Source organism: Vibrio diabolicus (assembly GCF_011801455.1).
Taxonomy (GTDB): domain Bacteria; phylum Pseudomonadota; class Gammaproteobacteria; order Enterobacterales; family Vibrionaceae; genus Vibrio; species Vibrio diabolicus.
The window spans coordinates 1,389,437-1,414,969 of the sequence record NZ_CP042452.1; the positions used below are offsets into that span (position 1 = coordinate 1,389,437).

Annotated in this window: 30 protein-coding genes; 16 read left to right on the forward strand and 14 right to left on the reverse strand. The window is 43.8% G+C overall.

Annotation, left to right across the window (positions count from 1 at the left end):
• Positions 1 to 45: 45 nt before the first annotated feature.
• From FR741_RS21455 to FR741_RS21465, 3 genes are all read right to left on the reverse strand, one after another.
• Positions 46 to 1,605: a methyl-accepting chemotaxis protein gene (locus tag FR741_RS21455; RefSeq protein WP_048625305.1), complete on the reverse strand. Its 1,560-nt coding sequence runs from the start codon at positions 1,603 to 1,605 to the stop codon at positions 46 to 48.
• 345 nt (positions 1,606 to 1,950) lie between these two features.
• Positions 1,951 to 2,301 (reverse strand): DUF3147 family protein, encoded by a 351-nt coding sequence (locus FR741_RS21460; protein WP_167427669.1) that lies wholly within the window; start codon positions 2,299 to 2,301, stop codon positions 1,951 to 1,953.
• A 51-nt stretch (positions 2,302 to 2,352) separates the two neighbouring features.
• Positions 2,353 to 3,429: a nickel/cobalt efflux protein RcnA gene (locus FR741_RS21465; RefSeq protein WP_104970192.1), complete on the reverse strand. Its 1,077-nt coding sequence runs from the start codon at positions 3,427 to 3,429 to the stop codon at positions 2,353 to 2,355.
• A gap of 136 nt (positions 3,430 to 3,565) precedes the next feature.
• Between FR741_RS21465 and rcnR the strand changes: the two genes are divergently transcribed.
• From rcnR to FR741_RS21480, 3 genes are all read left to right on the forward strand, one after another.
• On the forward strand, positions 3,566 to 3,838 hold the full coding sequence (rcnR, locus tag FR741_RS21470; protein WP_046873754.1) for a Ni(II)/Co(II)-binding transcriptional repressor RcnR: 273 nt from the start codon (positions 3,566 to 3,568) through the stop codon (positions 3,836 to 3,838).
• Positions 3,839 to 4,035: 197 nt separating this feature from the next.
• The gene (locus tag FR741_RS21475; protein WP_167427670.1) at positions 4,036 to 4,962 is read left to right on the forward strand and encodes a zinc dependent phospholipase C family protein; all 927 of its coding nucleotides are present in this window, start codon (positions 4,036 to 4,038) and stop codon (positions 4,960 to 4,962) included.
• Entirely contained in the window at positions 4,959 to 5,387 is a 429-nt protein-coding gene (locus tag FR741_RS21480; RefSeq protein WP_167427671.1) for a hypothetical protein, read from the forward strand. Before FR741_RS21475 ends, FR741_RS21480 begins: the two co-directional genes overlap by 4 nt.
• Positions 5,388 to 5,511: 124 nt before the next feature.
• On the opposite strand, the gene ppiC is transcribed toward FR741_RS21480, so the two are convergent.
• Positions 5,512 to 5,853: a peptidylprolyl isomerase PpiC gene (gene ppiC, locus FR741_RS21485; RefSeq protein ID WP_074189873.1), complete on the reverse strand. Its 342-nt coding sequence runs from the start codon at positions 5,851 to 5,853 to the stop codon at positions 5,512 to 5,514.
• Between the two features lie 214 nt (positions 5,854 to 6,067).
• On the opposite strand from ppiC, the gene FR741_RS21490 reads away from it, so the two are divergent.
• Positions 6,068 to 6,982 carry a chemotaxis protein gene (locus FR741_RS21490; RefSeq protein ID WP_005392519.1) on the forward strand — a complete coding sequence of 305 codons (915 nt, stop codon included), beginning with the start codon at positions 6,068 to 6,070 and terminating at the stop codon, positions 6,980 to 6,982.
• Between the two features lie 100 nt (positions 6,983 to 7,082).
• On the opposite strand, the gene FR741_RS21495 is transcribed toward FR741_RS21490, so the two are convergent.
• The 4 genes from FR741_RS21495 to hutW all read right to left on the reverse strand — a co-directional run bounded on the left by FR741_RS21495 (position 7,083) and on the right by hutW (position 10,206).
• Entirely contained in the window at positions 7,083 to 7,619 is a 537-nt protein-coding gene (locus FR741_RS21495) for an ATP:cob(I)alamin adenosyltransferase (RefSeq protein WP_048625311.1), read from the reverse strand.
• A 96-nt stretch (positions 7,620 to 7,715) separates the two neighbouring features.
• Entirely contained in the window at positions 7,716 to 8,246 is a 531-nt protein-coding gene (gene hutZ, locus FR741_RS21500; protein WP_167427672.1) for a heme utilization protein HutZ, read from the reverse strand.
• A gap of 56 nt (positions 8,247 to 8,302) precedes the next feature.
• Positions 8,303 to 8,806: a heme utilization cystosolic carrier protein HutX gene (gene hutX / locus FR741_RS21505; protein ID WP_046873925.1), complete on the reverse strand. Its 504-nt coding sequence runs from the start codon at positions 8,804 to 8,806 to the stop codon at positions 8,303 to 8,305.
• 29 nt (positions 8,807 to 8,835) lie between these two features.
• Positions 8,836 to 10,206 carry a heme anaerobic degradation radical SAM methyltransferase ChuW/HutW gene (gene hutW, locus FR741_RS21510; protein WP_167427673.1) on the reverse strand — a complete coding sequence of 457 codons (1,371 nt, stop codon included), beginning with the start codon at positions 10,204 to 10,206 and terminating at the stop codon, positions 8,836 to 8,838.
• A gap of 160 nt (positions 10,207 to 10,366) precedes the next feature.
• On the opposite strand from hutW, the gene FR741_RS21515 reads away from it, so the two are divergent.
• Genes FR741_RS21515 through FR741_RS21540 form a run of 6 tightly spaced genes read left to right on the forward strand, consistent with a single transcriptional unit; the run spans position 10,367 to position 14,951 of the window.
• Positions 10,367 to 11,116, forward strand: coding sequence for an energy transducer TonB (locus tag FR741_RS21515; RefSeq protein WP_109169152.1), 750 nt, complete (start codon positions 10,367 to 10,369; stop codon positions 11,114 to 11,116).
• A complete protein-coding gene (locus FR741_RS21520; RefSeq protein ID WP_005392513.1) occupies positions 11,116 to 11,814 on the forward strand; it encodes a MotA/TolQ/ExbB proton channel family protein in 699 nt (232 codons plus the stop codon). Before FR741_RS21515 ends, FR741_RS21520 begins: the two co-directional genes overlap by 1 nt.
• Complete coding sequence (locus tag FR741_RS21525; RefSeq protein ID WP_048625312.1) at positions 11,811 to 12,224, forward strand: ExbD/TolR family protein; 414 nt, start codon at positions 11,811 to 11,813, stop codon at positions 12,222 to 12,224. The genes FR741_RS21520 and FR741_RS21525 overlap by 4 nt, the downstream gene beginning before the upstream one ends.
• Positions 12,225 to 12,252: 28 nt before the next feature.
• Complete coding sequence (locus tag FR741_RS21530; protein WP_167427674.1) at positions 12,253 to 13,122, forward strand: heme/hemin ABC transporter substrate-binding protein; 870 nt, start codon at positions 12,253 to 12,255, stop codon at positions 13,120 to 13,122.
• A gap of 9 nt (positions 13,123 to 13,131) precedes the next feature.
• Positions 13,132 to 14,169, forward strand: a complete 1,038-nt coding sequence (locus FR741_RS21535) for a FecCD family ABC transporter permease (protein WP_167427675.1) — start codon at positions 13,132 to 13,134, stop codon at positions 14,167 to 14,169.
• Positions 14,169 to 14,951 carry a heme ABC transporter ATP-binding protein gene (locus FR741_RS21540; protein ID WP_167427676.1) on the forward strand — a complete coding sequence of 261 codons (783 nt, stop codon included), beginning with the start codon at positions 14,169 to 14,171 and terminating at the stop codon, positions 14,949 to 14,951. The genes FR741_RS21535 and FR741_RS21540 overlap by 1 nt, the downstream gene beginning before the upstream one ends.
• Positions 14,952 to 15,142: 191 nt before the next feature.
• Here the strand turns inward: FR741_RS21540 and FR741_RS21545 are convergent, their stop codons facing one another.
• Positions 15,143 to 15,604, reverse strand: coding sequence for a TetR/AcrR family transcriptional regulator (locus FR741_RS21545; protein WP_005392508.1), 462 nt, complete (start codon positions 15,602 to 15,604; stop codon positions 15,143 to 15,145).
• Positions 15,605 to 16,211: 607 nt separating this feature from the next.
• Between FR741_RS21545 and FR741_RS21550 the strand changes: the two genes are divergently transcribed.
• Entirely contained in the window at positions 16,212 to 16,511 is a 300-nt protein-coding gene (locus tag FR741_RS21550) for a YfcZ/YiiS family protein (protein WP_005375307.1), read from the forward strand.
• Between the two features lie 74 nt (positions 16,512 to 16,585).
• On the opposite strand, the gene FR741_RS21555 is transcribed toward FR741_RS21550, so the two are convergent.
• Positions 16,586 to 16,858 carry a YnjH family protein gene (locus FR741_RS21555; protein ID WP_006742199.1) on the reverse strand — a complete coding sequence of 91 codons (273 nt, stop codon included), beginning with the start codon at positions 16,856 to 16,858 and terminating at the stop codon, positions 16,586 to 16,588.
• Positions 16,859 to 17,175: 317 nt separating this feature from the next.
• Between FR741_RS21555 and FR741_RS21560 the strand changes: the two genes are divergently transcribed.
• Positions 17,176 to 17,775 carry a hypothetical protein gene (locus tag FR741_RS21560; protein ID WP_031780261.1) on the forward strand — a complete coding sequence of 200 codons (600 nt, stop codon included), beginning with the start codon at positions 17,176 to 17,178 and terminating at the stop codon, positions 17,773 to 17,775.
• Between the two features lie 74 nt (positions 17,776 to 17,849).
• Here FR741_RS21560 and FR741_RS21565 read toward each other — a convergent pair whose 3' ends face one another.
• Complete coding sequence (locus tag FR741_RS21565; RefSeq protein WP_005392503.1) at positions 17,850 to 18,959, reverse strand: 1-acyl-sn-glycerol-3-phosphate acyltransferase; 1,110 nt, start codon at positions 18,957 to 18,959, stop codon at positions 17,850 to 17,852.
• Between the two features lie 191 nt (positions 18,960 to 19,150).
• On the opposite strand from FR741_RS21565, the gene FR741_RS21570 reads away from it, so the two are divergent.
• Positions 19,151 to 19,759: a cupin domain-containing protein gene (locus tag FR741_RS21570; RefSeq protein WP_047008435.1), complete on the forward strand. Its 609-nt coding sequence runs from the start codon at positions 19,151 to 19,153 to the stop codon at positions 19,757 to 19,759.
• A gap of 127 nt (positions 19,760 to 19,886) precedes the next feature.
• Here the strand turns inward: FR741_RS21570 and FR741_RS21575 are convergent, their stop codons facing one another.
• Both FR741_RS21575 and FR741_RS21580 read right to left on the reverse strand, forming a co-directional pair.
• Complete coding sequence (locus FR741_RS21575) at positions 19,887 to 20,369, reverse strand: hypothetical protein (RefSeq protein ID WP_006742203.1); 483 nt, start codon at positions 20,367 to 20,369, stop codon at positions 19,887 to 19,889.
• Between the two features lie 14 nt (positions 20,370 to 20,383).
• Entirely contained in the window at positions 20,384 to 20,917 is a 534-nt protein-coding gene (locus FR741_RS21580) for a nicotinate-nicotinamide nucleotide adenylyltransferase (RefSeq protein ID WP_150917773.1), read from the reverse strand.
• A 177-nt stretch (positions 20,918 to 21,094) separates the two neighbouring features.
• On the opposite strand from FR741_RS21580, the gene nadE reads away from it, so the two are divergent.
• Positions 21,095 to 21,925, forward strand: coding sequence for an ammonia-dependent NAD(+) synthetase (gene nadE / locus FR741_RS21585; protein WP_167427677.1), 831 nt, complete (start codon positions 21,095 to 21,097; stop codon positions 21,923 to 21,925).
• A gap of 82 nt (positions 21,926 to 22,007) precedes the next feature.
• Here the strand turns inward: nadE and FR741_RS21590 are convergent, their stop codons facing one another.
• Positions 22,008 to 23,825: a hybrid-cluster NAD(P)-dependent oxidoreductase gene (locus FR741_RS21590; RefSeq protein ID WP_167427678.1), complete on the reverse strand. Its 1,818-nt coding sequence runs from the start codon at positions 23,823 to 23,825 to the stop codon at positions 22,008 to 22,010.
• A gap of 268 nt (positions 23,826 to 24,093) precedes the next feature.
• On the opposite strand from FR741_RS21590, the gene FR741_RS21595 reads away from it, so the two are divergent.
• Together FR741_RS21595 and pyrC are read left to right on the forward strand one after the other, a co-directional pair.
• Positions 24,094 to 24,258: a YqaE/Pmp3 family membrane protein gene (locus FR741_RS21595; protein WP_005375297.1), complete on the forward strand. Its 165-nt coding sequence runs from the start codon at positions 24,094 to 24,096 to the stop codon at positions 24,256 to 24,258.
• A 155-nt stretch (positions 24,259 to 24,413) separates the two neighbouring features.
• Positions 24,414 to 25,442 (forward strand): dihydroorotase, encoded by a 1,029-nt coding sequence (gene pyrC, locus FR741_RS21600; protein ID WP_046873770.1) that lies wholly within the window; start codon positions 24,414 to 24,416, stop codon positions 25,440 to 25,442.
• The last annotated feature ends 91 nt before the right edge of the window (positions 25,443 to 25,533 follow it).

Consider the following 25,533-nt stretch of genomic DNA (forward strand, 5'->3'; position numbering starts at 1 on the left):
GCAATCGAGATTTACTGGCTTTTGCAAAAGGATTTCCGTTGGCGTTTAAATTCTAAACGCTCCTACGTGACGATCGAGAGTTCTCGATAATTCCGCAAGTTGTTGACTTGATTCTTCCAATTGCTCACTCGCCGTTAGCGCGTTTTTCACGGAGTGACTGACGGTATCCATATTCATGTTAATTTCATTTGCTACCGTCGATTGCTGTTCTGTTGCCGTTGCCACCTGAGTATTGATATCCAAAATGGTGGTCACTTGATCTGCAATAGCCTCTAGTGCTTGTCGAGCGAGCTCCGTTTCTGCAGTGCCTTCTTCAATTAGGGTTCTACTATTACTCATTGAATTAACCGCACTTTGGGCTTCGGTTTGCAACTGATGGATCATGTTGTCAATTTCATCAGTGGACTGAGCCGTTTTAGTTGCAAGATTACGAACCTCGTCTGCCACTACGGCGAAACCTCGTCCGGCATCACCGGCGCGCGCTGCTTCAATAGCGGCATTTAACGCTAGTAGGTTAGTTTGCTCAGAGATCCCTCTAATGACTTCGAGAATACTACCAATCGACTGAGTGTTGTCCGCAAGGCTTACGATAATATTGGAAGTACTGTTCATCTCGTTTTCAAGATTCGTCATCGCCGTCTTGGTGCGTTCTAGCGTCTTGTAGCCATCTTGAGTCTCATTACTTGCCGTACTCGCAGCACTCGCTGCACCAGCAGCATTTGACGCAATTTCGTTGACGGTCGCGATCATTTCGTTCATAGACGTGACAACCAGCATGGTTTGCTCATTCTGCTCCTGCCCTCTTGCAAGCGCTTGTTGAGATTGTCCACGCAGCGCGACAGCGGAACCATTCAGCTCTACACCAGTATTTACAACTTGTGTAATGATTTCATGTACCTTGCCAACAAACACGTTGAACGCCGAAGAAATTTGTGCGACTTCGTCATTACCTTTTGCTGGTAAACGAACCGTTAAGTCTCCGTCACCTTTCGAGATGTCTTGCAACGCCTCCTTAAGCGCAGATAGCGGTCGCATCAGCTTGTTGAGTAGCAGCGATAGAGCCAAAACACACAGAACGAAGATCACCACCATGGAAATCAGTTGGGAAGTAATAATTCCATTCGTCGCTTGGCTTACTTCTGTAATAGGAATACCAATATCAAACGTGCCGTACAACTGACCATTCACGTAGATCGGCGCCATGATATCAAACACCCACACTTTCTGGACATCGGCATACCACTTTGAATACTGTTGTACACCTTTGGTTGCACCTTCAACGGTGTAGTTATCATTGTAGGTTTTATTTAGCTTTTGCTTATCACTGTGAGCAACCGCCGTCACATTGCGATCAATTACGACTGCATAGCTTACGTCTGAACGTTGTTTCAAACCCTCAACGAGCGATTGTAAGTCTTGCATTGGATTGGCTGAGTTCTCCAAAATATAACTTGCATTTCCTGCTAAAAACTCAGCTTGAACTTGGGATTTGTTTAAGATGATGTCATCGATTTTCTGACTCGAAATTAGGTACGTTGATGCCATACTTGCCACGACAGCAATACCAAACATGGCGCAAACGGCTAATAAGATGATTCTTTTCATTTTAATTGTCTCGGTACAATTCAATGTGATGCTCACGACAGAGCGTTAAGCCTTTCGCCTCTTATAACCAACACAAACTGTATTTTTAGCCTGTCTGGCAAAGCTAGACGTAACTTTGTAGCCACTGTATCTGCCTGATTACCGATAACTTTAGAATGAAGGAAGAAAAGTCTTCAAAACGTCACATTTCTACGAGGTTTGACTGAAAAACAAGAGAGTAATCGATAACTTCAAGTAAGCGGCCACACTAGCATCGAGAGTTAAAAAAAGAGTTCTAGTTAGAGCCTTGAAAATATAAATAAGCGAGCGCTTCGACCTATATTCTTACAATTCTCCTTTGCTCAATTAAGTGAATTCTATTCCAAACTCTTTAATAACGATGGTCACAATGAAGAAACAAACGATTGAAATAATGGCGCAAATTCCCAAAGAGAACCAAAACGAATATCGGCTCAGTAAGAAAGGAAAAACTAGAAACATCGGCAATGTAGGCAGTACATACCAAAAAGTATAAAACGCGTGGTTCGCGAGCTTTTCCTGACCTTGACCTTCAATATACATCCAAATCAAAGCTAAAATAGTGACCGTCGGGAGCGCGGCAATCAGCGCTCCCGCTTTATCACTTCTCTTGGCAACTTCAGATATGAGCACCACTATTCCTGCGGTTAACGCGTACTTAGTAATCATCCACAACATGAAAGAGCTACCTTTAATAAACAAAAAGCGACGTAATAATTACAACAGAGCTTAGCTCATTAACGTCGTAAACCCGTGCATGCCCATATACATACCAACGGCACTAATCAAGATCCCCGATAGATAAGGTGCACGACGAGCCACATCGTTCAAACCACTCCACTTCGATGTTGCTTTTTGAACGCCCACTGCCGCGACAACACCAACCGCAACTAAAGTTAACGCTAGACCAATACTGAACGACACCACCAAGGTTGCACCAAGTGTCATGGCCTTAAGTTGCAAACAAATGAGTAAAACAGTGACCGCCGCCGGGCATGGTATTAACCCACCAGTCAAACCAAACAGAAGTATTTGTCCATTGGTAACATCTCGATCGCCAAAGCGCTTTTGAATATCTAGAGCGTGAGCACGCTCATGAGCATCTTGGTACTCTTTATTCTCACTTTCCGAATGGGAATCCGCATGAAAATGCACCTCGAAATCGTGGGTGTGATCATGGTGCCCGACCATCAATGTGACGAAAAAATCATCAGAGGCTTCAATACAGGAGGCAGATTCCAAATAGCCATCGCGCTCAATAAAGTGATAAATATCAGAAGGCTGTCTGATTGCGTTGGGTAGCACTAGTTTAACGTTTTCAGCCGTTAAAGGCTTACCGTTAAGTGTGCGTAACTGAAAACGGCAGTGATGCCCTTCTTCTACGATAGAAAGCGATAGATGCCCATGACCAGTATCGACAACTTGCGTTCTCCAGTCTCGAGCTTGCTTATGAGCTTTGTGCCAAGCTCGCTCATCACTCCACGTTCTCCAGAACATCCATAAACCCGTCGAGACGATAATTACCCCAGAGATAAGCTGCATCCATGGCTCCGCAGCTTCTGCAGTAAATCTTTGACTTATATACATCCCACCCGCAGCAATTATCCATACGATCGCCGTATGGGAAAGCGTTGCAGCCAACCCCAACATCACCGCCTGCTTCACTGTTCCTTTTACGGCCACAATAAACGCCGCCATCATCGTTTTGGAATGTCCTGGCTCTAATCCATGTAACGCTCCTAATAAAATGGCGCTGGGTATAAAAAACCATCCATTACCTTGTTGTAATAATGCGACAAAATCCATTGTTATTCTCAATATGCTCTTCTAAAGTTGCCCCAAACTATACTCCCCCCTAGTATTAAATACTACCCCCCAGTATAAGATGAGTGCTACATTATCAGTTAGAATCTCGCAGTCAGTAACTTAAAGAAGATAAGTCATGTCCCATACAACCAGAGATCAAAAGAAGCTCAATACCCGTGTCAGCAAAATACAGGGTCAGGTGAATGGTCTTAAAAAAATGCTGGAAGAAGAACATGAGTGCCAAGATGTGTTGCAACAAATCGCTGCAATTCGAGGGGCTGTAAATGGCTTAATGAAAGAGGTGATCAAAGGCCATCTCATCGAACACGTCGTATTGGAGGAAGAATTAGAAAAGCGTGAAGCTGATATGGAAGTTGTACTAAAAGTGTTGGACTCCTATATCAAATAACACGATTTCATGAATTTTTTGAAGTGCCATTATCGAATTTCATTAAAATAGATAACGCACGTCCTAAGGCGATAATTTGCAAATGCCTCGCTCGATATCCAACACATAAACATTTATTTTTTATAAGACTCGAGTCGCAACGAACATATTGCCTGCATAGTAAACTCCATGCATTTAAACTGTACATGGAGGTTACTATGCCTGGTGCTTTCGCACATATCACAGCGGTAAATGAAGCTTCTGCTAATAATGCATTGATGAAGTTAAACATACCTCAAGAAGCAAAAAAGGCTTTAGCTCAAAATAAACGGTATTTAGAGCTCGGTTGTGTGAGCCCCGACTATCCTTACCTTGCTCTAATGAATTCTGCGCAAAATAAATGGGCAGATAAAATGCATTACAACCACGTTGGTAAGCTAATTGATGCTCTTATTCAGCAGGTAAAAGCCGCAGATAACGAACACTTTGAAAAAACCTTCTCATGGTTATGTGGCTTTGTAGCACATGTAGCAACCGATATTACTCTTCATCCTGTTGTTGAATTAAAAGTGGGCCCTTACGCAGAGAACGCCCAGCACCACAGAATTTGCGAAATGCACCAAGATGCTTATATTTGGCCATCCAGGATGCAACTCGGAAGTATTGGCCTTGCAGATAGAGTAAGAGAAAACATCGGCAGTTGTGTGGACCAGAGTAACAACAACCTAATAGATCCAGTTATTCGTACTATTTGGTCTAGTGCCCTTTCAGCTACTTACCCTGAATATGCTAAAGAATGCGAACCTGACGTAAACGTCTGGCACGAAGGATTTCAATCCATTGTGGATAATGCTGAGGAGTCGCATCGCTTATTTCCTTGGGCGAGGCATGTGGCTTCCAAGCTAGGGTTAACTTACCCGCTTCCAAACGAAGTTGACTCTACTTATATTCAAGATTTAGAAACGCCAGATGGTATTAAGCACTACGATGAAATTTTTGATAAGGCGATTAAGACAATCCAAATATTTTGGGAAAAGCTGGCAGCTACCATTTATGAAAACCAAGATACTGGCTTTTTTGAAAATTGGAATTTAGACACTGGCCGAAATGAAAACGGACAGCTTAGTGCTTGGGGAAATCTATGAAGCTAATCATCGTTATCACCCTTCTTCTCTCATTGACTTCTTGCGCCACCAAATCTCAATATTCTGAAGAAGTCATGTTTGATATGGCCTCGATTTTAAAAGATGTAGCCCAAGCTGTTGACGGTGAGCTCAAGTTTGGAGACACAGCAGGACTAACAGAGAAAGAAATATTCGAAAATGCGATGTCAGCTAATCCAGCTCAAATCACCAAACTCTCACAGTTAGCTATCGATGGAAACATTTCTAATTATCGAATTCTTTCAGAGTTTCAAGATAATAATGCAGTTATGTTGATATGTGACGGGGATACAGCATTAATGGAAGATGCAGGTTGCAACTCAGAATTTGATAAGATCTATTGGGACTCCCCAAAACCTTACTCATGCCAAATCAAACTTGATGCGGCGGCTATTTGTACTGATTAACAGTAGGGAAAATAGAGGAAATTTATGAGTAATACATGGCTTTAACTTATGCCTGTCATGTATTACTCACAATATGCAGAAACAGGTAATATTTAAAAAGCTCAAGCTTACCTGTAAGAAATCACTACGTTCTGTAAAGCACTTTTACAACATGCCAGCCGAACTTGGTTTTGACTAGATGTGGCGTCAGAACCTCGCCAGAAAAGCACACTTTGTCGAACTGAGGTACCATTTGACCACGGCGGAACTCACCAAGATCACCACCGCGCTTACCTGACGGGCAAGTGGAATACTTCTTCGCTAGTGTCTGAAACTTTGCGCCTTTTTTCAGTTGCTTGATAATGTCTTCTGCTTGCTCTTTGTGCTTCACAAGAATATGTAATGCGGCTGCTGTATTTGCCATTGATCTATCTCTCACTATTCTGGTCGCGCAAGTGTACCCAATCCCTTTTAACACGCCAAACATTTCTTGTTTATACCTAGGCGGCTTCAAGGTTCAAATACATGGGACTATCAAACTTTCGGCATAACACGATTAAAATACAACCAAGTTTTGCTCAGTTAATCACTATTCTTTAAGAGATTGTCTAAAAAGCTCACATTTGTCTCTCCGATGGTTGAAGCCTTCGTCTGATAAGATTAGATTAGACACAATTCGGTGGTATTTATAAGGTTATTTCATGGCAAAAGTCGTTAGTAAAGCGAATCAATCTCAGGGCATGTTGATGTTCAAACTCACCCTGCAACAGAGTTTCGCGATAGGCACGCTAAAAGTCCGTGAAATCGTTCCGTATATGCCAACCACGAAGATCCCTTACTCGCATCATCACGTCATTGGCACCGTTACAATACGTAACTTAACAGTGCCTGTGATCGACATGTCAGCGGCTGTCGGCTTTCGTCCTATCAGTGAAGAAGAATACAAAAATTGCTACTTGATCGTGACAGACTGTTTGCGAACCGTGGTCGCCTTTATGGTTCGTAGTATTGAGAAGATCATTGAATGCGATTGGAAAGCCATTGAAACCCCACCAGCAAGCGCTGGGAAAAATATTTTCGTAACGGGTATTACTCGCTACGAAGACAAAACGGTTCAGATGCTGGATGTAGAACTGCTGCTTTCCAAAATTTATCCGCAATACGAAAACTCAAAGATCCCGATGCTGACAGATGTTGAACGTGAGCGCCTAAAAGCATTAAGCATTCTTTTGGTGGATGACTCTTCCATCGCTCGTAAACAGCTGTGTGATGCTCTTGATAGTATCAATATCGGATACCAAATTTGTAAAAATGGTTTAGACGCATTAGAGCTGATGAAAAGCGAGGCTGAGGCTCATCGACCAATCGATATTTTGGTCAGTGATATTGAGATGCCAGGGCTTGACGGCTACGAGTTAGCATTCGAAGTACAAAATGACTCCGCTCTTAATCACTCATACCGCATTTTGCATACGTCGTTATCGAGCGAAATCTGTGTAGACAGAGCTCACCAAGTTGGCGCACACGAGGCGCTTGAGAAGTTCAATGCTGGTGAACTGATTGAAGCCATGCTGCGCGGAGCAAAAGAACTAGAAGCCAAAGCTATGGCTTCTTAACTCTTAACTAAACAGCCAAGAAGCAAATTGTCGAATATAGTGTTTTGCGGCCATTTTTTCGCGCAGAAGCTTTGATGTTCGCAGCTGCTAGTTTCTCAGGTCACTTCTTTGGCATCGAGTAACTACGAGATACAAACTCTGTCTCTTCGACTTGATTGATGTGATTAATATAAGAAGCCAAGCTATAAAGTACATTCGCCAATAAGTTCGCGTAACGAAATAGAATGGGGGCAGGTTGCTTCTTACCTGCATGTTCGATCGCAACTAATGCTCGTACCGTTTTTTTAGCTTGGCAACGGCACAAATGCAATTGACTGGATGCTGGGTGCCCTCCAGGTAGAACGAAACCTTTGAATCCACCATCAATGCGTTGCTTAAGTAATTCATAATCTGCCTTTAGCTCTTCAACTTCCGCTTCTGTAATCGCTAGCTTTCCGCGAACCGAACCATTTAGGTGATAAACATTAGGCTGCATTCTTGTCAGTATATCGCGGCTAAACTCGTCCAGATCCATCGCGAGGACTAAACCAATACGACTACAAAGTTCATCTGCCGTGATTTCAAAGTCACAAACCGGACTGTCCTCGTAAATAAAGGGATAACAAATCTCGCTCAATTCCTTGCTCACAGGCTTCATGCTTTTGTTCCAATATAAAAAAGGGAGCCAGTATAACCTAACTCCCCTTATGCGTTCATTATTCCGAATGCTCGATTTTACATGACCGATTTACAATCAAGCACTTTCGATTTTCTTGTGACCTTCTTGAAGGTGAACAAAGTCCACTAAATCGTCGCCAGAGACTTGATACGCTTGACCAAAGCCTTTAACAAACAGTCCCGATTCTGGCTTTAAGTTAAACAACACGAAATCCTCTAGTTGGCTGAGACCATCAATAATCTCACCAAAACGCTCTTTCATTTGTCCAACAACTTGTTGCCACATCTCTGTGCCTCGCTCAACCACATTTGCTACCGCATCAAAAGTTAAGCGCTTACGAGCAAACAACTGCTTTGAAGATTCTTCATCTTCGATCATCATCAAAGAAACGTTTGGATTTTCTAGAAGGTTACGAGCATGACGAGCGATTTTAGAAATGAGTACGAAGTAGCCTTCCTGATTTTGGACATAAGGCGCGTAGCTTACATTAGGGCGACCTTCTGCATCGACAGTTGCAAGCTGAAGCGTACGACGCTCCTGACGAAACTCTTTGATCTCTGGCCCTAAACGACCTTGCAAACGCTCTTGTTTAACTTGTTGATCCATATTGATACCTGACTTTACTAATTAGTATTCGAGTTGAGCCTCGATTATGTTTGTGATTACTTTTTCAATTCGGCTTGTAGGGCGCGGAATGCGGTGACTTGATCTTCAAGTAGCTCGCGCTTTTCGTTACGGCCTAAATAAACTTTGAAAATATTGCTTCCGCACTCAGAGAAAAAGCCAAAATAGTGACTCTCTCTACCCATAAACGGTTTGCTGACCAACGCTACATTTTTAACATTATCTAGCTTCAAGTGACCGTGTAGCTCACCTTCTCTGCCCATTAAATTGTAATAGCCACGCGCCACTTTTCCTTTTGGGAATGGTGCTTTGACTTCAAAAATAGAGCCAAAAGAGTGAACAATAGTCGTCACCGGGCCGAAACCAACCAAACCTTCTAGAATGTTTTGTGCTTGCGCTCCTGGAGCGATGGCCACCATTTCCTGCGGCAAAGCCGCAACAACCTCAAATTCAGAAATGCCGAGACGTTCTGCCATCGCTGCTGGCAATAATTGCGGTTCTTGCTCTAGTAATGCTTCAACTTGTTGTTTGATTGATTCCATATGTTTTCCGTCTTTGTTCAACTTTTTCATTAATTATTGGATACTTTCGGTACGGTTTCATTCGTCTCTGACGTAAGTACCTGAATACAACCTTGAGCCAACGAAACGGCCCAGAAACTACCAGCAAGAGTAAGAACTAGGCTGCGTTCATGCAGTTCCACTAAACCTTTTTGCTGCCACACTTTAAATAGAGGCATTAAAAATCCGAACGTGTCCTCCCCCATAAACGATGGCAGTTGGTTTGCCTGAACGATACCGCGATCAAACCCGGATTTGAGTGCAGCAAATAGTGGCTCTAGAGGGCTTTGCTTCATCATCATAGCGATGGTGCTTTGCCCTTCTTTGATGGCTTTAATATAGGTCGCCAATGTGCGATGTTGCATCATTCCGTAACCACCGATATTACCTCCAGCGCCACAGCCAATTGGCAGTACCTCTGCATATGTCTTGGCTAAACTGTTGTATAAACTACGTTCACGGTTATCGATTGCCCAATGGTTCACACTCAGTTGCTTCATATGGTGTTTGGCCATAAAGTTCACACCGAGCTCATACATGCCTGCTTTTTCTGGCGTGGTAGCTGGTGGGGGGATTTTTCCTTTTTCTACAAGGTTAAGCATGGGTGCTGAACCACCGACGACCAACTGATATAAGTCCACCCCGTGTGCGCCAGTCGAGAGAAAATCATTTAAATCTTGCTCTAACACTTCTTTGGTTTGATAAGGCAAGCCGTAGAGTAAATCGATAATGACAGGAATTTTGTCTTCGTTGGCAATCTCGCTAACTCGCTTGAGCACATCTTCTCTATCATCTAATCGTTTCGCGCTGCGACGCACTTGTGTATTAAAACTTTGCACACCAAAAGAGAAACGATTAAATCCACCGTCGAGAGCGCCTTGGTATAGCTCATCAGAAAAACGGTTGATGCGACCTTCTAAGGTGATTTCACAATCCGCAGCCAAAGGAAAGTGCTCATGAATCGCCTGACCTAACACGCGAACCTGTGCTGGAGACAGATCCGTTGGCGTTCCACCACCGATATACACAGCATGGAAAATACCGTTTTGTGTCCAAGGCAATGCAGCTTTCTCCTTGAGCTCCTGCATCAGTGCGTCAAAGTACTCATCAACCAGTGCGCGGCTCGCAGCATTTTGAAAGAAGTTACAAAAGGTGCAACGTACGCGACAAAATGGAACGTTAATATAAAGACAACGTTTATTGGTCGCTTTAACCGAGTTAGCGGTAACGCTTGAAAAAATTGCCTGTTGCTGAGGTGGAGGTACAGGCACGCTCGCTCCGCCAGCGTGTGCCGAATGTTTCTTAACAAAGGCAAATCGCAATGGGTCAGGGCTATCGCTTCCCAACACTGATTCGTCAAATTTATCGATATCGACGCTCATATATACTCGCTTAGCTCCCACCATATAAGGGGTAGAGGCTGGTCTTTAAAAATCTGCAAGAATCATAATTTGAGCGTAATGATAATGCAATTGATAATTGATCTTATTTCGGTTGTGAGTAATAATCTGCTCAAGTTTTCATAGTTTCCCGAGATATTCCGTGAACGTACAAAGATATGTCATTGCAGGAGGTGCTTCCCTTGCCATCCATGCCGCACTTCTTTTTGTTTCTCAAGAAACGAAAGTGTTCGCGATGCCTGCTGGAAATCCAGCAAGTTCGGTAAGTTTAAACCTTGTATCGGCACCACCACCTACCGTCGAAACATCCACGCCAGAAAATGTGGCGCCACCAAAAGAACCGCAGCCTCAGGAGCAGCCTGAGCCGGAAAAGAAGATCGTAAAGAAACAGGTCGTTAAGAAAGACGCTGTTAAGAAAAAGGTAGTGAAGAAAAAAACAGAGCCGGTTAAACAATCTAAGCCTAAGACGGTGGAACCAGCCAAAGCCGTAACAAAACAAGAGAATCAGCCCGAAGCCAAACCGAAGAAAAAAACGGAACCGGCGAAGAAAGAGATGGTCGCTCAGCAAACCGCGCCAGCGAGCCAATCCAAAGGGGCAACGTCTCAACCTATTTTGGTCGACAAACCTACGTTTGTGAATCAACCAACTCAGCCTCGCTACCCAAGATCTGCACAAAGACGCGGTATCGAAGGCGTAGCCTTATATGAAATATGGCTCGATGAAAATGGCAATCAAATTAAACAGGTTTTGATTGAGTCTTCCGGCACAAAATCGCTGGACGCCTCAGCGCTTCGTGCCATCAAACAGTGGCAATTTACACCACATATTTCGGGCGGGCTAAAAGTGGCTCACCGAGTACAAGTACCTGTTCGTTTTAAGTTGGATGGATAATGGAACAACTACAAGAATTACAAACTCAACTTGGCCTAATGACATGGCCTTTGATCATTTGCTCAGCCCTCACCGTCATGATCATTACCGAGCGGTTATTCCACGTTTTGATTAGCCTTGGCGTAGGGAAACGAGCCATTCGCCAAAAACTCATTGGGTTAGACCCAACGAATGGAAACGATCTTGAGACGCTTGCAGAAGAATTGTCGCATAAGCGACCGCTCCTTTATCGTGGCGTTGCCATGTTGCTTGCCCATCACTCTTTCTCAAAGTCTCTAAGAGAAGATGCCGCAGGCATTTGGCTACAAGAAAAACGTCATCAGCTGCATTCTGGCCTTCGCTTACTGACGTTGATTGGCGTCATTAGCCCTTTGATTGGTTTGCTTGGTACGGTACTTGGCTTAATTGAGATGTTCAAAGGCATCGCTGTCTCAACGGGGAATATCACCCCGAATGATTTGGCAGACGGTCTAGGTTTGGCCATGCGCACTACTGCAGCAGGTCTTATTATCGCCCTTCCTGCGATTTCAGGAGCACAAATCATTGGTTTGTGGGCGGATCGTGTGATCGCCAAACTCGAACACACATTAAACTATGTCAACTTATGGCTTGAAGGTATCTCTCTGCAACACGTGTCGCCAGACAATTCAACATTAGCAGTGCGCTCTTCTGCAAAGGTCGAGGCAGAAGCACAATGATTAAAACGCCACAAGACAACACTCGTAACGACTTAACTCCTGATTTAACACCGCTGTTGGACATCATTTTTATCGTAATGGTTTTCCTGATGTTAACTGCAGCGGTCAAGCTCGATTCATTAGATGTCAATTTACCGAGTACAGAATCTCAGGCCGTTGCAAATGTCGATAAGCAATCCATCACGGTAAATATTCTCAAAGACGAGCCTTACTGGGCCATTAACGGCAAGACATACATCGATTGGGACAACTTTACCCTCGCGCTGCTAGAAGAGAGTAAATCAAGCGATAAACCGATTGTGATTGGAGCAGAAAAAACCGCGAACATTCAGTCGCTAGTTCAACTTCTCGGCTTTTTGCAAGAAAACGGAATTCAGGCAACTCAGTTACTCACTGAAGAGCCATCATAAAAATAAGTAAGATAGAGATCCTTTCAAAATGAAGAACACACGTGCCACCATTCATGCTGTTGTTACGGCAGCCATTTCCCTACTTGCGAGTAGCCAACTTTTTGCCAATGAAACACCATCATCAGAGCGTGTTGTTAGTGCAGGCAGTGCCGTCACTGAACTGTTGCTTGAACTCGACGCCAAAGATAGCTTGGTTGCTATCGACGTAACCAGTCAGTTACCAAAAGGCATGGAACTGCCTAAAGTAGGCTACCATCGCCGCCTTTCAGCAGAAGGGTTGCTCGCCTTACATCCGACAAAAGTCATTGGCTCTGATGAGATGGGACCGAAAACAGCATTGAACCAATTAAAAGCGGCGGGGGTAGATGTAGAAATCGTCAATACCGATGCCAACGTTGAGGGCCTTTACCAACGTATCGATCAAATTGCGAACCTTATGAATCGCCAGGCTAAAGCGGAAGATTTAAAGCAAGATGTGAAAGCGCAAGTTCAAGCACTCAATGCAAATCAACCTGCTCAAGCTCAGAAAAAGAAAGTACTGTTTCTACTCATCCATGAAGGTCGACCTGCGAACGTTGCAGGATCAGAAACCACACCCGATGCAATTATTCAGCTAGCAGGCGGACTAAACCCAGCTGCTGACCAGCTGTCTTCTTACAAGCCTTTATCCACAGAAGCCATGGTAGAGATGCAGCCTGACGTTATTCTCGTTAGCGGTCGCAGCTATGAAACGCTGGGCGGTGCCGATGCGATTTTAAAAGCAATGCCACTTCTCGCCGCAACACCTGCGGGAATGAATAAAAATATCATCACGATTGACGGTCACGCCCTTGTTGGTGGTTTGGGTCTTAAAAGCCTTGCAGAAGCCGAGCGTTTGAATGCGCTGCTTTACCCATAGAGACATGACATGTTGTTAAGACGTATCTCCCTTTCAACGACGTTATCAGTACTTAGTGGCTTTTTAGCATTTGTTGCTATCGCCTCTATTACAGTAGGTCCAATGAGCATTAGCTTCACTGACAGTTTGCGTAGCCTAACAGGAAGCAGTTCTGATCTCGCTCCTCACATTCAGTTGGTGATTAACGAGATCCGGTTACCTCGCACCATTTTGTGTATGTTCATCGGCGCCATTTTGGCAATTTGTGGTGTGGTTATGCAGGGCTTGTTCCGTAACCCATTAGCCGAGCCTGGTATCATTGGTGTATCTGCTGGGGCAGCACTTGGTGGCGCGTTCGCTATTGTTGTATTTGCTGAGTTTAGCCAAAACTATCCGCAACTGATGAACTTAGCTGCGCTGCCTCTTTTTGCTTTCCTAGGTGGTGCGTTGACGACCATTCTCGTTTATAAACTCGGCACAAGTAAATTTGGTACCTCAGTTACGATTATGTTGTTAGCTGGCGTTGCCATCAGCGCGCTTTCGGGAGCAGCGATTGGATATATGAACTTTATCGCAGATGATCAGATGCTGCGAGATCTAACACTTTGGTCCATGGGCTCATTAGCTGGCGCAAATTGGTCGGGGATAGGCCTATCCGCTGTTACGCTGGTCATCCTGTTATTCTGGTTCCAGAAAAAATCGATGGCGCTAAATGCTCTGTTGCTAGGGGAATCAGAAGCAAGACACTTGGGAGTTCCGGTCCAAAAACTCAAACGACAGCTTATTTTGCTCTCTGCATTGGGGGTTGGTATTACGGTGAGTATTAGTGGTGCAATTGGTTTTATTGGGCTCGTGATTCCTCACTTAGGACGCATGCTAGCAGGCCCCGACCATCGAACGCTACTGCCAATCTCTGCACTAATGGGAGCGCTGCTTCTTACCGCTGCTGATATGTTTGCTCGTATTGCCGTGGCACCAGCAGAATTACCCGTCGGTATCGTGACCGCCTTGATCGGCGCGCCCTTCTTCATCTACTTATTGTTCCAGCAGAAAGGGAAGATTTTGTAATGAACCAGATCGTTTTATCGGGTAAAAACATTTCGATGAAATATGGCAAGCGCATTGTTCTCGATGACATCAATATTGATATCCGAGCTGGTGAAGTGACCGCCCTACTCGGCCCCAACGGTGCAGGCAAAAGTACTTTGCTCAAGCTTCTGTGTGGTGAAATCTCTTCAAATCATGACATCGCCTACTTCGGTAAACAAAAGCATGATTGGGAGCCAGAAAAAAGCGCAAAACACATTGCGATGCTCCCTCAGCACAGTACGTTGACCTTCCCATTTTTAGCCAGAGAAGTGGTCGAATTAGGTGCGATTCCGCTATCGCTGTCCAATAAAGAAACCACTAAGTTAGCTTTACATTACATGAAACAAACCGATGTACTGCATTTGGCAGAAAGCCTCTACCCATCTTTATCTGGTGGCGAAAAGCAACGATTACATCTAGCACGCGTGATGACACAGCTACACCAATCTGGCGAGGAACGAATCTTGATGCTTGATGAGCCAACCTCTGCGTTAGATCTCGCCCACCAACACAACACGTTAAAGATTGCTCGTGAGGCCGCGAAAATACAGAACGCCGCAGTCGTTGTCGTGTTGCATGACTTGAATTTAGCCTCCCAGTACGCAGACCGACTTGTACTTTTACATAACGGCAAACTGGTTTGTGATGACACACCATGGAATGCACTGACGCCAGAGCGTATTGAGCACGTTTATGGCTACCGCTCCATCGTGACAAAACATCCAACTTTAGACTTTCCTCAAGTTCACGCCGCCGCTTAGCGTGTATCTCTTCTAAGCCGTCTCTTCTGCTTTCCAAACGACAAAGGCCCGCAATAATCATATTGCGGGCCTTTGCTTTGATATTTAATCGAATCTTGGGCTCAAAAGAGCGGCGAGAAAATTACTTTGTTCTGCCTTGGCTTTACAACCAAAGCAGCAAACAAGTGTTCATCTAGCGCTCTCAATTGCTATTACTTACTCATTTGGATCAATGAACGACCAATCAACCACTCGAGCTCTTTGTCACCACCTGCGCCAAACTGGCTTTCAACCATTTTGTATAAACGGTCAATACCGTTAGCAGCAAATTCTTGCGCATTTTCGGCCGTGACAATGTGATGGAATAGCAGTCGTAAAATCGCGAGGAACTCAGCATCTTCCAGTGCTTTAATCCAACTTTGTGAAAATGCACTTAGCCCTTTATCAAACTCTAGGTGTTCAATAAACATTTTAAAGATACGGCCATCCAGTGCGGCGGTGAAGTCCGTTTTCTTAGGGAAGTGATGGCTAATACCGGTACGAGATATACCTGTCTGCTGACTTAGAGTCGTGTACGACATTTTGTCGTAACCTAGTCTTAGTAGCTGATCAACAACGGCATCCATGATCTTTTGGATAGTGATTTCGGTATCTTCTTTACTACGCTTTGGCATATTTTAAGCTCTTCTCTTTGTAAATCCATCTAACTCACTATTAAATGAGGCCAGAATGAAATCATTCTTAGCATTATACCCAAGTTGCCCAAGGCACTTCGTTAAGCGAAACCTAAAACTTGAACCGCTAACACCTGCGCATTAAGGCCATTTGGATATATGTACTGCGACTACTTAATATAAAGTTAAGTTCCAAATCATAACGTCTTTACACTGCGTAATGTGCAATTTGCAGTTATGTTTTTGTCAATACATGCTACTCAAAATAAGGCGAAAAGTTAGTCTCATCAAAACCTTGCGCCAATTATTCATCGAAACTATTCAAAGACCAAGAATGATAATTATTAAAAATAATCAATCAAGAAATAGTCTTATAAATTGTCCATTAGTTCAACTGGGCTGAGCGAAATCTCGTCACTATGTTCGTTAATTGATTTTAAATGTTGATATATATCACATTAACGTTCTTGATGATTTAGTAATCCAATCTTTAACCCTTACTTAACAAGCGCCTATTCTGTTCTTTTTTTATTCGAAACTCGTCATTTTTGTAGATACAGATCAAATACCTGATAGAATACCCTTAGTATTTACAAGAGGATTCGTTATGAGTGTCGAATTAGAAAAAAACCAAGTATGTGAAGCTTGCGGCTGCGCAGGCGAGATTGGCTTCATCATCAAAGAAGGTGACGAAGTTGCCGACGTAACGGTTTTCGCACAGACAAAAACAGAGCTAGAGTCTGAACTACAAAAATACATTGAGCTCGCTAAATCAGTATGTGCTGATGTTGAATACAATGTTTCTGAAATAACAGAAGAGTCAAACCAAGCGACGGCTCGATTCAAATTTGAAGTAAGTGCTGAAAAGCTTATCTTTGAATTAAAAACTCGCTCACTCGCGCGTTAATGGAAAAAGCGAGCTCTGTGCTCGCTTTTTTATTTTTCCGTTATCCTAATATTAAACAGACCGTTTTTTGGCGTTTATTTATCTTTTTTGAATACCACCCACTTTAACGAACCATTCGTTTCAAAATCGTTCTCAGCTGTACACATCAGTAATACACCCTCAACATTAATCACGGCTCCGGTGGTGTAGGCTTTATCATCGTAGTAACAGATACGCTGACCTACCTTGCCGTCAGCGACCACTAGCGCTTTGCTTTCTGGCGTACTGTATGATTTAGCAAAAGCGGCCCCAGATAGTAGTACTGCTACAACACCAGCGGCAAAAATAGACACTCTTTTTAACTTCATGAAAATCTCCCTCAGACGCTCATGATACTAACAAGGACGCTTGTTCAGTTCTTGGCAGAACCTCATATTCTTCATATCTCTACTGATATTTTTCTCACATTTACTTTTAAATAAACTATATAATCAATTACTTAATCATTCCCTAACTTGCACACTGGAGCAACTCGGCATCGTGAGCGCGTGTATGCTTTCAGATAAAGCCCTAATTTGAAGTTCTTGGGCTAAAAATCAAAAACTGTTAACAAAGTATGCATAATGAGTCTATTTAAGTATAAGATGAGCACTTAAGATCTCTATGTTTAACTAAGTCTCTGGCTATGCGTTTTGTTTCCCTTTTCCTTACCTTGATGCTGCTCTGCTTCCCATCTTTCGCATATGAGCTAGATTACTACTCTAAGTTTGGTCACACCGATAATTACGGTAATCTTGATCTACGAAACAAACCTTACACCCAATTACCTTCTGGGTTAGTGGTCAAAGGCAACTTAAATATCTCGCAAACCCCGATCAAAAAGCTGCCTAAGGGGCTTGATGTTGGAGGCAGTTTGGAAGCAACCAACAGCGCACTCAAAACCATTCGCTCAGGTACAAAGATAAAAGGTTATGCGAATCTACTGGGTAGTAAGATCGAAAGCTGGCCTAGGGGCATCAAACTCGGCGGTTATCTGAACTTGACGGATACACCATTAAAAACGCTCCCAGCTAAACTTCGAGTCAAAGGCGATTTAAGTGTTATTCGCACTCCTATCTCTGCTCTTCCTGAAGGATTGGTGGTTGATGGTAACCTTTATATAGGAGGATCAGCGCTACAAGTATTTCCAGACACGATGACGGTGAAAGGGAATATCTTTTTAGGTGGTAACAAGATCACCAAGTGGCCTAGCAATTTAACCCTTGGCGGGGCCGTTGCTCCTTAAAAAGCAAACAAGAAAAAACCCCGGAAAACCGAGGCTTTAAGGCGTTCATAATCCATCAAGTTCAGCGATGAATACTACTCTTGATTGTTCACTGGGTTGGCATAGCTCGCCACCAAATAAGGTCTTGCCCCTTCAGGTAACTGCTCCAATTTATCCGCAAGATGACGTTTCACCGCCTCTGTGATGATGCTCGAATCTTCACGTCCAGCAGCTAACAAGTTGATTGGGTACAACTTGTAGTTATTATGAATTTGGCGATCGATTTCACCGGCAAGAGATTCTGGCGTTTCAAACTCTTGCTCAATCACATCACCAAACGCGACATGCACACGGCCTTTATAACCAATGATGCCCTGAATGATGCTTTCGATATCTTCAAATTCACCTTTTTCATAACGGCCATTTTCAGCTTTTTCGTACAGCTCTTTTGCTTTGGCAATGTCACATGGATCATTTTCATAGGCAATCGAGACAGGAACGATTTTCAAAGAACGCGTGTATTCACCAAAGCTGATCTTCTGCTTGCGGCCTTCAACATGGAACATTTTTAAAATCGCAGGATCAGTAAAGTCGTTTCCATCTTTGGCACGACCTTCCTTTTGGGCAATCCAAATTGAATTACCGGTATCAAGCGAGTGTTTAATGTAGCTCGACAGTTGTCCTAATGCTTTCATCATTTCTCTAGGCGCCTTAGCAGAGCGCTTAACGATGAAGCTTTTATTGAGTCGCATCAATTCAGTCGCACATGGCTTCTTCAGCAGGTTGTCACCAATCGCAATACGAACTGTACGGTGCCCACTTTGGTACAAGCCATAGTTTACTAGCGCAGGGTCCATCGCAATATCACGGTGGTTAGAAACGAATAAGTACGACGTGTTTTTATCCAGCTTATCCAAACCAGAAAAAGTGACGCCATCCGTTGTCTTATTCAATGTATCTTTCAGATACTTCTTCACTTCAATCTGAATCGCTTCTACAGAATCAAGCTTGCTCCATTTAGCTTTCAGGTAGATGCGCAGGATCGGGCTCATTAGCGTTTTAAACCACGCTGCTTTATTAGCAAAGCGATGATCGAGAATAGCAGTGATAAATTCATCATCTTGGATTAGACGATCCAGCGCTGCTGGAATTTCTTCGTCATTGTAAGGACGAATTTCAATATAAGGATCGGTATTGGCAGTCATTGTTCATTACATATCAAAAAAAGCTGGCACATTTTACGCATAGTTTTGCTGACAAGCAGCATTTCAACCCATACTTTTAACATGGTCATACCAGTTAGGCTACAATTTCTCATGCTAAAAAATTCTCTCAGCTGGTTGGAATCGTATAGGTTTAACGTTACCCTTAGCGCCAAAAAACACTGGTACTCATAATGAACTACGCAATTGAATTTCACGACGCTAAATACCCCTTTCTTGAAGTAGCTGCGCGCAAAAAAGCACTGAAGCACAGTCTACTGTCTGTCGTAGAAGGGTTAGCCGTCATTAAATTGGGTAAGCAGGAGTATGCCATTGAACCAGGCCAATATTTTTGGATTCCTCAAGGATGTTTGAGCTCCCTCACCTTTTTACCTAATTCTCGTGTATATCGTTGTGATTTTTCTGTGCGTTTAAATGATGACTTCTCACAACAAGCAGGTTTTGTGAAACCTTCACCGCTGCTAAAAGCCCTCGTCGAGAAACTAGCAACAACAGCCGAGCGCTCAGATCTGCAAACCGATCTGCTGACGGTAGTAAGACATGAAGTATTGACTCTCTCTCCTAAACTAGCGCACTCAACGTTAACAAAAACCATCAATCAGTGGACGCCTGGTTGTGACATGGACATTTCTAAAGAGCTGTGCTTGGTACTCACACTCCGTGAAGCAAGAAAAATGAAGCTGTCGGGAAAAAAAGAAGAGCAGATTGTCGATACGCTTTTTGCGGGTAACACAGAAGAATATGAGCAACTTTGCTTTTTGGTCTTTGGAGAAGCGCTATAACTCGCATTCTAAAGAGTCATCTTTTCAGTATTACGCAGAGTGACGCGCGCAGAAAATAGAGACTCAGATAAAAATAAAAAGGGCGTACATGGATGATGTACGCCCTTTTTATGTTCGCTCAAGGTGACTAGAAGGGAACTTCTATCTGCATCATCCAGTCAGCGTCGTAATATTCGTGCCAACGATAATCAAATCGCATTCTCGGCTGTCCGTCGGATTTATCACCAAAACCCACGCTGAACATCAGGCCATGACTACGGAGCCACTCTTCTGTGTCCATTTTGCTCTCTTCGTCTCGGAGCTCTTCCGGCATCCAAAAACCAAGCCCAAAATAATTCTTTTCTAGATTCTGGGTTAGGAGTGGTGTGTCTTCCGGCTTAATCGCCCACTCTTCCCAATAGTTTTCTGTTGGCCCTTCGAATTTCGCTTCCGCAGCATACCAAATCAACGCATCCGTACTTAATACGCCAATGGAATCTAAAATTTCTTCACAGATAGGAAGGGTGTTATCTTCAAACACAACAGAACGATCAGAAAAATAGTTACACGCAGAATGAGCTTGTGTTACCACAAGCAGCGCACATGCACTAAATACGGCTAATCTGACCATGAAAATCTGACCTCTCAGTTCCCAGATAATGTTTCTTTATATAAGCCTTCGTTAAGCAACAATTCACAGACGGACGGGGTTGTGTAGGCGTTTATGTCTTCACCCGTAACCAATGCGTTACGTATATCCGTGCTTCTGACTTTTACTTTTTCAGGGCACGCCATAACAGTCCAACGTTCCATAATCTCTTCTGCTCTACTAAATTTAGCAAATTTGAAGAAATTATCAGGACCTATGACAAAAGTTATATCGGCTGTTGGGTAGATTTCTTGAATTTTTTCTAACAACGCATAGGTTGTCACACTTTGTCCGGGTTGGTACAAAGCTTGCTCTGCATCAGAACGCTGAACATTAGAAAGCCCCATATCTTTGATGAATGCATCAACCATTTTGCACCGAGTTGGGTAATCGAGCATATTCTTGCCCCAAGCGTGTGCAATGCTAGGTTCAAGTAGCACAAGGTCAAAGTGGCTCAATGACTCAATAACACTTTTGTGCCCTAAACTAGGTGGGTTAAATGCACTACCAAAAATGGCGATTTTTTTCATATCCGGTGATTACCTGGTTGAAGAGAGTTTTCTAATCTGATGATTTCGGTATGATACTACTAATCTTTACAGCTTTTGACCCTAAAGTCGTGTTTATCAGTCTCAATTGCATGGTTTATCACCATTTGAGCAAGCGGGCTTTGGTGTCTGAAATATTTGCAGGAAAAGGAACCCTAAATGGAACAATCCATCCGTGATGAAATGCGTGTACTCCCTTCAATTGATCCGCATTTTGAAATTGAACGCCGTATTGCTTTTATTAAGCGTAAGCTACAAGAAGCAGGTTGTAAGTCACTGGTGCTTGGCATTAGTGGCGGTGTTGACTCAACCACGTTAGGTCGCCTTGCCCAGCTTGCAGTAGAACAATTGAATGCGGAATCTGGTACTGACAAATATCAGTTTATCGCAGTACGTCTGCCTTACGGTGAGCAAAAAGATGAAGATGAAGCGCAACTGGCACTCTCTTTCATCAAGCCAACACACTCTGTGTCTGTGAACATTAAAGATGGTGTTGACGGTTTGCATGCGGCGACTGATACCGCATTGCAAGGGACGGGCCTGCTTCCGACTGAAGCCGACAAAATTGATTTCGTAAAAGGTAACGTAAAAGCGCGAGCTCGTATGATTGCACAATATGAAATCGCTGGTTACGTTGGCGGCTTAGTATTGGGAACAGACCACTCAGCAGAGAACATCACCGGTTTTTACACTAAGTTTGGTGACGGCGCGTGCGACCTTGCCCCTCTATTTGGTTTAAGCAAGCGTCAAGTCCGCGAGTTGGCTGCAACATTAGGCGCACCAGAGCTGCTTGTTAAGAAAGTACCAACGGCAGATCTAGAAGAACTAGAGCCGCAAAAAGCAGATGAAGATGCTCTGAACTTAACTTATGAACAGATCGATGACTTCTTAGAAGGCAAACCCGTTCCACAGCAAGTGAGTGATCGTCTGGTAACGATTTACAAAGCTACGCAGCACAAACGTCAGCCAATCCCGACGATTTACGACTAAGCGATATTTTCCGTTCACTTTTAAACTCAAAACGCTGCTAAAGTTAGCAGCGTTTTTATTGAGAACCGGGGAGCCTTCTCGCTTAGTTTGTTACCGTCACGTCCGTCTCTGGAACAGCACAACACGCCAATACGGTTCCCATCGCACGTTCCTCATCTGTCAACGCAGGCACGTCCGGATGATGTACTTGACCCGACGTAAGCTGAACCTTACACGCGCCGCATAAGCCAGCACGGCAGCTATTGCTAACAACCTTCCCTGCGTCTTCAAGCTGATCTAACAACGTTTTCTGATTATTCCCTACAACTTTCGTCCCATTAAAATCGATCGCTATGCTCTTCTCTAGTCTTGAAGTGACTGAAGATACGCCAAACGCTTCTTGATGGTAGTTTTCTTCTGGCAGCCCTTTTCTTAGTAGGAGATTTTTCGCTTTCTCCATAAAACCATCAGGACCACACACAAACACTTGGCGCTGTTCAACATCTTTGATTTGCTTAATGTGTGACAAACTTAAACGCCCTTTTAACCCAAACCAATCAACGGCAGGCTGCGTCAAGCAGATTTTCACTTCTAACCCCGGGTGCTCACGCTTTAACTGCTCCAACTCTGAGCGACAAGGAATATCATTTTCGGTCCGACATTGATGGTAGAAAACCACGTTCTCCAACTGATTATGATCCGCTAAGTAACGTACCATCGATAGCATTGGTGTTACTCCGCTACCCGCAGAGAGTAACAGCAGAGGCTGCGCTTCATGCGTTTTTAGGTGAAACTGGCCATCAGGTTGTTCTGCCTCTAAAACATCACCGACTTGTAAATTGTCTAAGAGCAAATTAGAGACTCTTCCACCTGCAATACGCTTAACAGAAATAGCATAGCGACCCGGACGAGACGGACTGGATGATAGCGTATAGCGTCGGCCCACTTTCTTACCATCAATATTCACTTCTATTAGCAGGTGTTGTCCTGGCAAGTAATTAGGCAAAGAACCTTTGTTTGGCTCTAACCATAAGGTCACGAAGTCTTGGGCGATTTCCTCACGCTCAACACATGTTAACGTCATGCGCACTGGCGAGTTATCCGCGTAAAACTCCGGTTCTTTATACTCCAATACTTCAACTTTATCGCCTTGACGAATAATGCCCTCATTTCGCGCGACAAGATTCTGACCAAAGAACACACCACCGACATCATTTGCACGGAACTGTTGTAAGGTTTTAAGTGGCTCCTTGCTCTCTCGGAACGTGCCTGTTTGAGTATTCACCGTAGTCAGGATACAGCGCTCGCAAGGTTTGAGAGACTCAAACTCTACCTCACCGATTCGTATGCGCTTCCATGAATCTTCTTCAAACGGCTTGGTATCAGAGACCACTAAGTTAGTACGGAACTGATCCATAGAGTGTTGCTCAGAGCTTCTTCGGTTCAGTTCATCAAGGGAAGCCTGGCTAATCACTAACACCGGATAACCATCGGCAAAGCTAACGTTTTGTCCTAGCTTTTCGCGAACACGATTCGATTGCTCACCACTAAACAACAACTCAACACGTTGACCCAATACACGACTAAACCAATCATCTGCATCATCTGTAGTGGTATATGCAGTAAAGGTGTCTTTCCAAACTGTTGCTGGCGTTTCCTGCATTTTAAAGTCTTGATAACGGATTTTAAGCGGCTCCATCCCCAAACTGCTAAACACAACCCCATCGGATAATAAGGCGGACTTAATGGTTACCATTTGCGGATACTTTCTCGCGGTAATCATAGCGCCATCAGCTTTCGCAATCATAAAACGACGATCGAAGCTCAATCCTTGCTTCTCAACCCATACTGACGACAGCGATAATCCGCCAACTGACTTAACCGGAAAAACATTAATTTGGGACAAAATGGGTTGCGACATAGCCTTCTTCCTACAGGGTGTTTTTTATTTGTTGCAGTATTGTATACCCAAATCACATTAAGGTGCAGAGTCTATTGCCGCTTCATCCAACTCAATTTTTTCTGAATGCTATTCTTATAAATTTGGTTTGAGCGACAAGTATTTACTACACTCAACATTCGCGTTTTTTAACATCGTTCTGACCAAATACCGTTTGATAAAGTGTGATACGGCACACATAATTCATCTGAGTTATCACTGCCCCCATTTATTGATTTGGAGCTTAATTATGGATACAAGAAAACTGGTTCTGATTTTGTTATGTATCTTTCTTCCGCCTGTCGCGGTGTTTATGGAGAAAGGTCTAAATAAAGACTTTTTGATTAACCTAATATTGACGTGTTTCTTCTTTCTGCCGGGTACGATCCACGCGCTTTGGTTAACAATGAAGTAATCACTTACACTCTCACTCTGTAGAAAAGTGAAAAATGGGATGAAATGTGAGGGCAATTCCTCTATCATCCTGTCGCCTAAGCGCAAGCGTTTGCTCAAAAGCAAATACGGCGCTTGGGCTCCAATCAGACAACTTTTCAATGGTGGGAGCAATTAATGACAACACTGACAATCACTCGTCCTGACGACTGGCACGTTCACTTACGCGATGGGGAAGTTCTTAAAGACACCGTTCGCGACATCAGCCGCTACAATGGCCGTGCGCTGATCATGCCAAATACCGTCCCACCAGTTACTACAACTGAGCTCGCCCTAGCCTACCGTGACCGAATTCTAAAAGAGCAACATGGCGAACAGTTTGAACCTTTGATGGCGCTTTACCTCACAGACAACACCACACCAGATGAAATACGTAAGGCTAAAGCCACCGGAAACATTGTTGCTGCCAAGCTTTATCCTGCTGGAGCTACCACAAACTCAGATTCCGGTGTGACCAATGCGAAGAACATTTACCACGTTCTCGAAGCGATGGAAGAAGTCGGAATGTTACTTTTGGTTCATGGCGAAGTAACACATCACGATGTTGATATCTTCGACCGAGAGAAAGAATTCCTTGATACTGTCCTCGCTCCTATCGTCAATGACTTCCCTAATCTTAAAATCGTTCTAGAACACATCACCACTGCCGACGCAGCAAACTTCGTTAATAACGCCTCAGATAACGTAGCGGCTACCATCACTGCTCACCATCTTCTTTTCAATCGTAACCATATGCTTGTGGGTGGTATTAAGCCTCATTTCTACTGTTTGCCAATTCTTAAGCGCAGCACCCACCAGCAAGCGCTGATCGAAGCTGCAACCAGTGGTAGCAAGAAGTTCTTCCTAGGTACCGACTCTGCGCCACATGCGAAAGGGGCAAAAGAGTCAGCTTGCGGTTGTGCTGGTTCTTACACCGCACACGCAGCACTAGAGCTTTATGCAGAAGTATTCGAGAATGAAGGCAAGCTGGAAAACTTGGAAGCGTTTGCAAGCTTCAATGGTCCTGATTTTTACGGCATTGCGCGTAACACAGATACGGTAACATTAGAAAAATCCGCTTGGGATGTGCCGGAAACGATGCCATTTGGCAATGATATCGTTGTGCCTATTCGAGCAAATGAACAAATTGAGTGGAAAGTGAAGTAACCACTTTACTGACGTTCCATCCATAAAAGAGGGTCATGCCTTTCTGTGAAAAGAAGTCATGACCCTTGTTGTTCTTGCCTTGCTTTGGGCT

Bases quoted from the DNA above. Each gene is read 5' to 3' on its own strand.
- FR741_RS21520 (WP_005392513.1), top strand. From the start codon at position 11,116: ATGGAACAACTACAAGAATTACAAACTCAACTTGGCCTAATGACATGG.
- FR741_RS21495 (WP_048625311.1), bottom strand. From the start codon at position 7,619: ATGAAGCCTGTGAGCAAGGAATTGAGCGAGATTTGTTATCCCTTTATT.
- FR741_RS21490 (WP_005392519.1), top strand. From the start codon at position 6,068: ATGGCAAAAGTCGTTAGTAAAGCGAATCAATCTCAGGGCATGTTGATG.
- FR741_RS21550 (WP_005375307.1), top strand. From the start codon at position 16,212: ATGAGTGTCGAATTAGAAAAAAACCAAGTATGTGAAGCTTGCGGCTGC.
- FR741_RS21525 (WP_048625312.1), top strand. From the start codon at position 11,811: ATGATTAAAACGCCACAAGACAACACTCGTAACGACTTAACTCCTGAT.
- hutW (WP_167427673.1), bottom strand. From the start codon at position 10,206: ATGAGCGTCGATATCGATAAATTTGACGAATCAGTGTTGGGAAGCGAT.
- hutZ (WP_167427672.1), bottom strand. From the start codon at position 8,246: ATGGATCAACAAGTTAAACAAGAGCGTTTGCAAGGTCGTTTAGGGCCA.
- FR741_RS21595 (WP_005375297.1), top strand. From the start codon at position 24,094: ATGGATACAAGAAAACTGGTTCTGATTTTGTTATGTATCTTTCTTCCG.
- ppiC (WP_074189873.1), bottom strand. From the start codon at position 5,853: ATGTTTGGCGTGTTAAAAGGGATTGGGTACACTTGCGCGACCAGAATA.
- FR741_RS21460 (WP_167427669.1), bottom strand. From the start codon at position 2,301: ATGTTGTGGATGATTACTAAGTACGCGTTAACCGCAGGAATAGTGGTG.
- FR741_RS21570 (WP_047008435.1), top strand. From the start codon at position 19,151: ATGAACTACGCAATTGAATTTCACGACGCTAAATACCCCTTTCTTGAA.
- FR741_RS21455 (WP_048625305.1), bottom strand. From the start codon at position 1,605: ATGAAAAGAATCATCTTATTAGCCGTTTGCGCCATGTTTGGTATTGCT.
- FR741_RS21530 (WP_167427674.1), top strand. From the start codon at position 12,253: ATGAAGAACACACGTGCCACCATTCATGCTGTTGTTACGGCAGCCATT.
- hutX (WP_046873925.1), bottom strand. From the start codon at position 8,806: ATGGAATCAATCAAACAACAAGTTGAAGCATTACTAGAGCAAGAACCG.
- FR741_RS21540 (WP_167427676.1), top strand. From the start codon at position 14,169: ATGAACCAGATCGTTTTATCGGGTAAAAACATTTCGATGAAATATGGC.
- FR741_RS21465 (WP_104970192.1), bottom strand. From the start codon at position 3,429: ATGGATTTTGTCGCATTATTACAACAAGGTAATGGATGGTTTTTTATA.
- rcnR (WP_046873754.1), top strand. From the start codon at position 3,566: ATGTCCCATACAACCAGAGATCAAAAGAAGCTCAATACCCGTGTCAGC.
- FR741_RS21590 (WP_167427678.1), bottom strand. From the start codon at position 23,825: ATGTCGCAACCCATTTTGTCCCAAATTAATGTTTTTCCGGTTAAGTCA.
- pyrC (WP_046873770.1), top strand. From the start codon at position 24,414: ATGACAACACTGACAATCACTCGTCCTGACGACTGGCACGTTCACTTA.
- FR741_RS21565 (WP_005392503.1), bottom strand. From the start codon at position 18,959: ATGACTGCCAATACCGATCCTTATATTGAAATTCGTCCTTACAATGAC.
- FR741_RS21575 (WP_006742203.1), bottom strand. From the start codon at position 20,369: ATGGTCAGATTAGCCGTATTTAGTGCATGTGCGCTGCTTGTGGTAACA.
- FR741_RS21475 (WP_167427670.1), top strand. From the start codon at position 4,036: ATGCCTGGTGCTTTCGCACATATCACAGCGGTAAATGAAGCTTCTGCT.
- nadE (WP_167427677.1), top strand. From the start codon at position 21,095: ATGGAACAATCCATCCGTGATGAAATGCGTGTACTCCCTTCAATTGAT.
- FR741_RS21545 (WP_005392508.1), bottom strand. From the start codon at position 15,604: ATGCCAAAGCGTAGTAAAGAAGATACCGAAATCACTATCCAAAAGATC.
- FR741_RS21480 (WP_167427671.1), top strand. From the start codon at position 4,959: ATGAAGCTAATCATCGTTATCACCCTTCTTCTCTCATTGACTTCTTGC.
- FR741_RS21560 (WP_031780261.1), top strand. From the start codon at position 17,176: ATGCGTTTTGTTTCCCTTTTCCTTACCTTGATGCTGCTCTGCTTCCCA.
- FR741_RS21555 (WP_006742199.1), bottom strand. From the start codon at position 16,858: ATGAAGTTAAAAAGAGTGTCTATTTTTGCCGCTGGTGTTGTAGCAGTA.
- FR741_RS21580 (WP_150917773.1), bottom strand. From the start codon at position 20,917: ATGAAAAAAATCGCCATTTTTGGTAGTGCATTTAACCCACCTAGTTTA.
- FR741_RS21535 (WP_167427675.1), top strand. From the start codon at position 13,132: ATGTTGTTAAGACGTATCTCCCTTTCAACGACGTTATCAGTACTTAGT.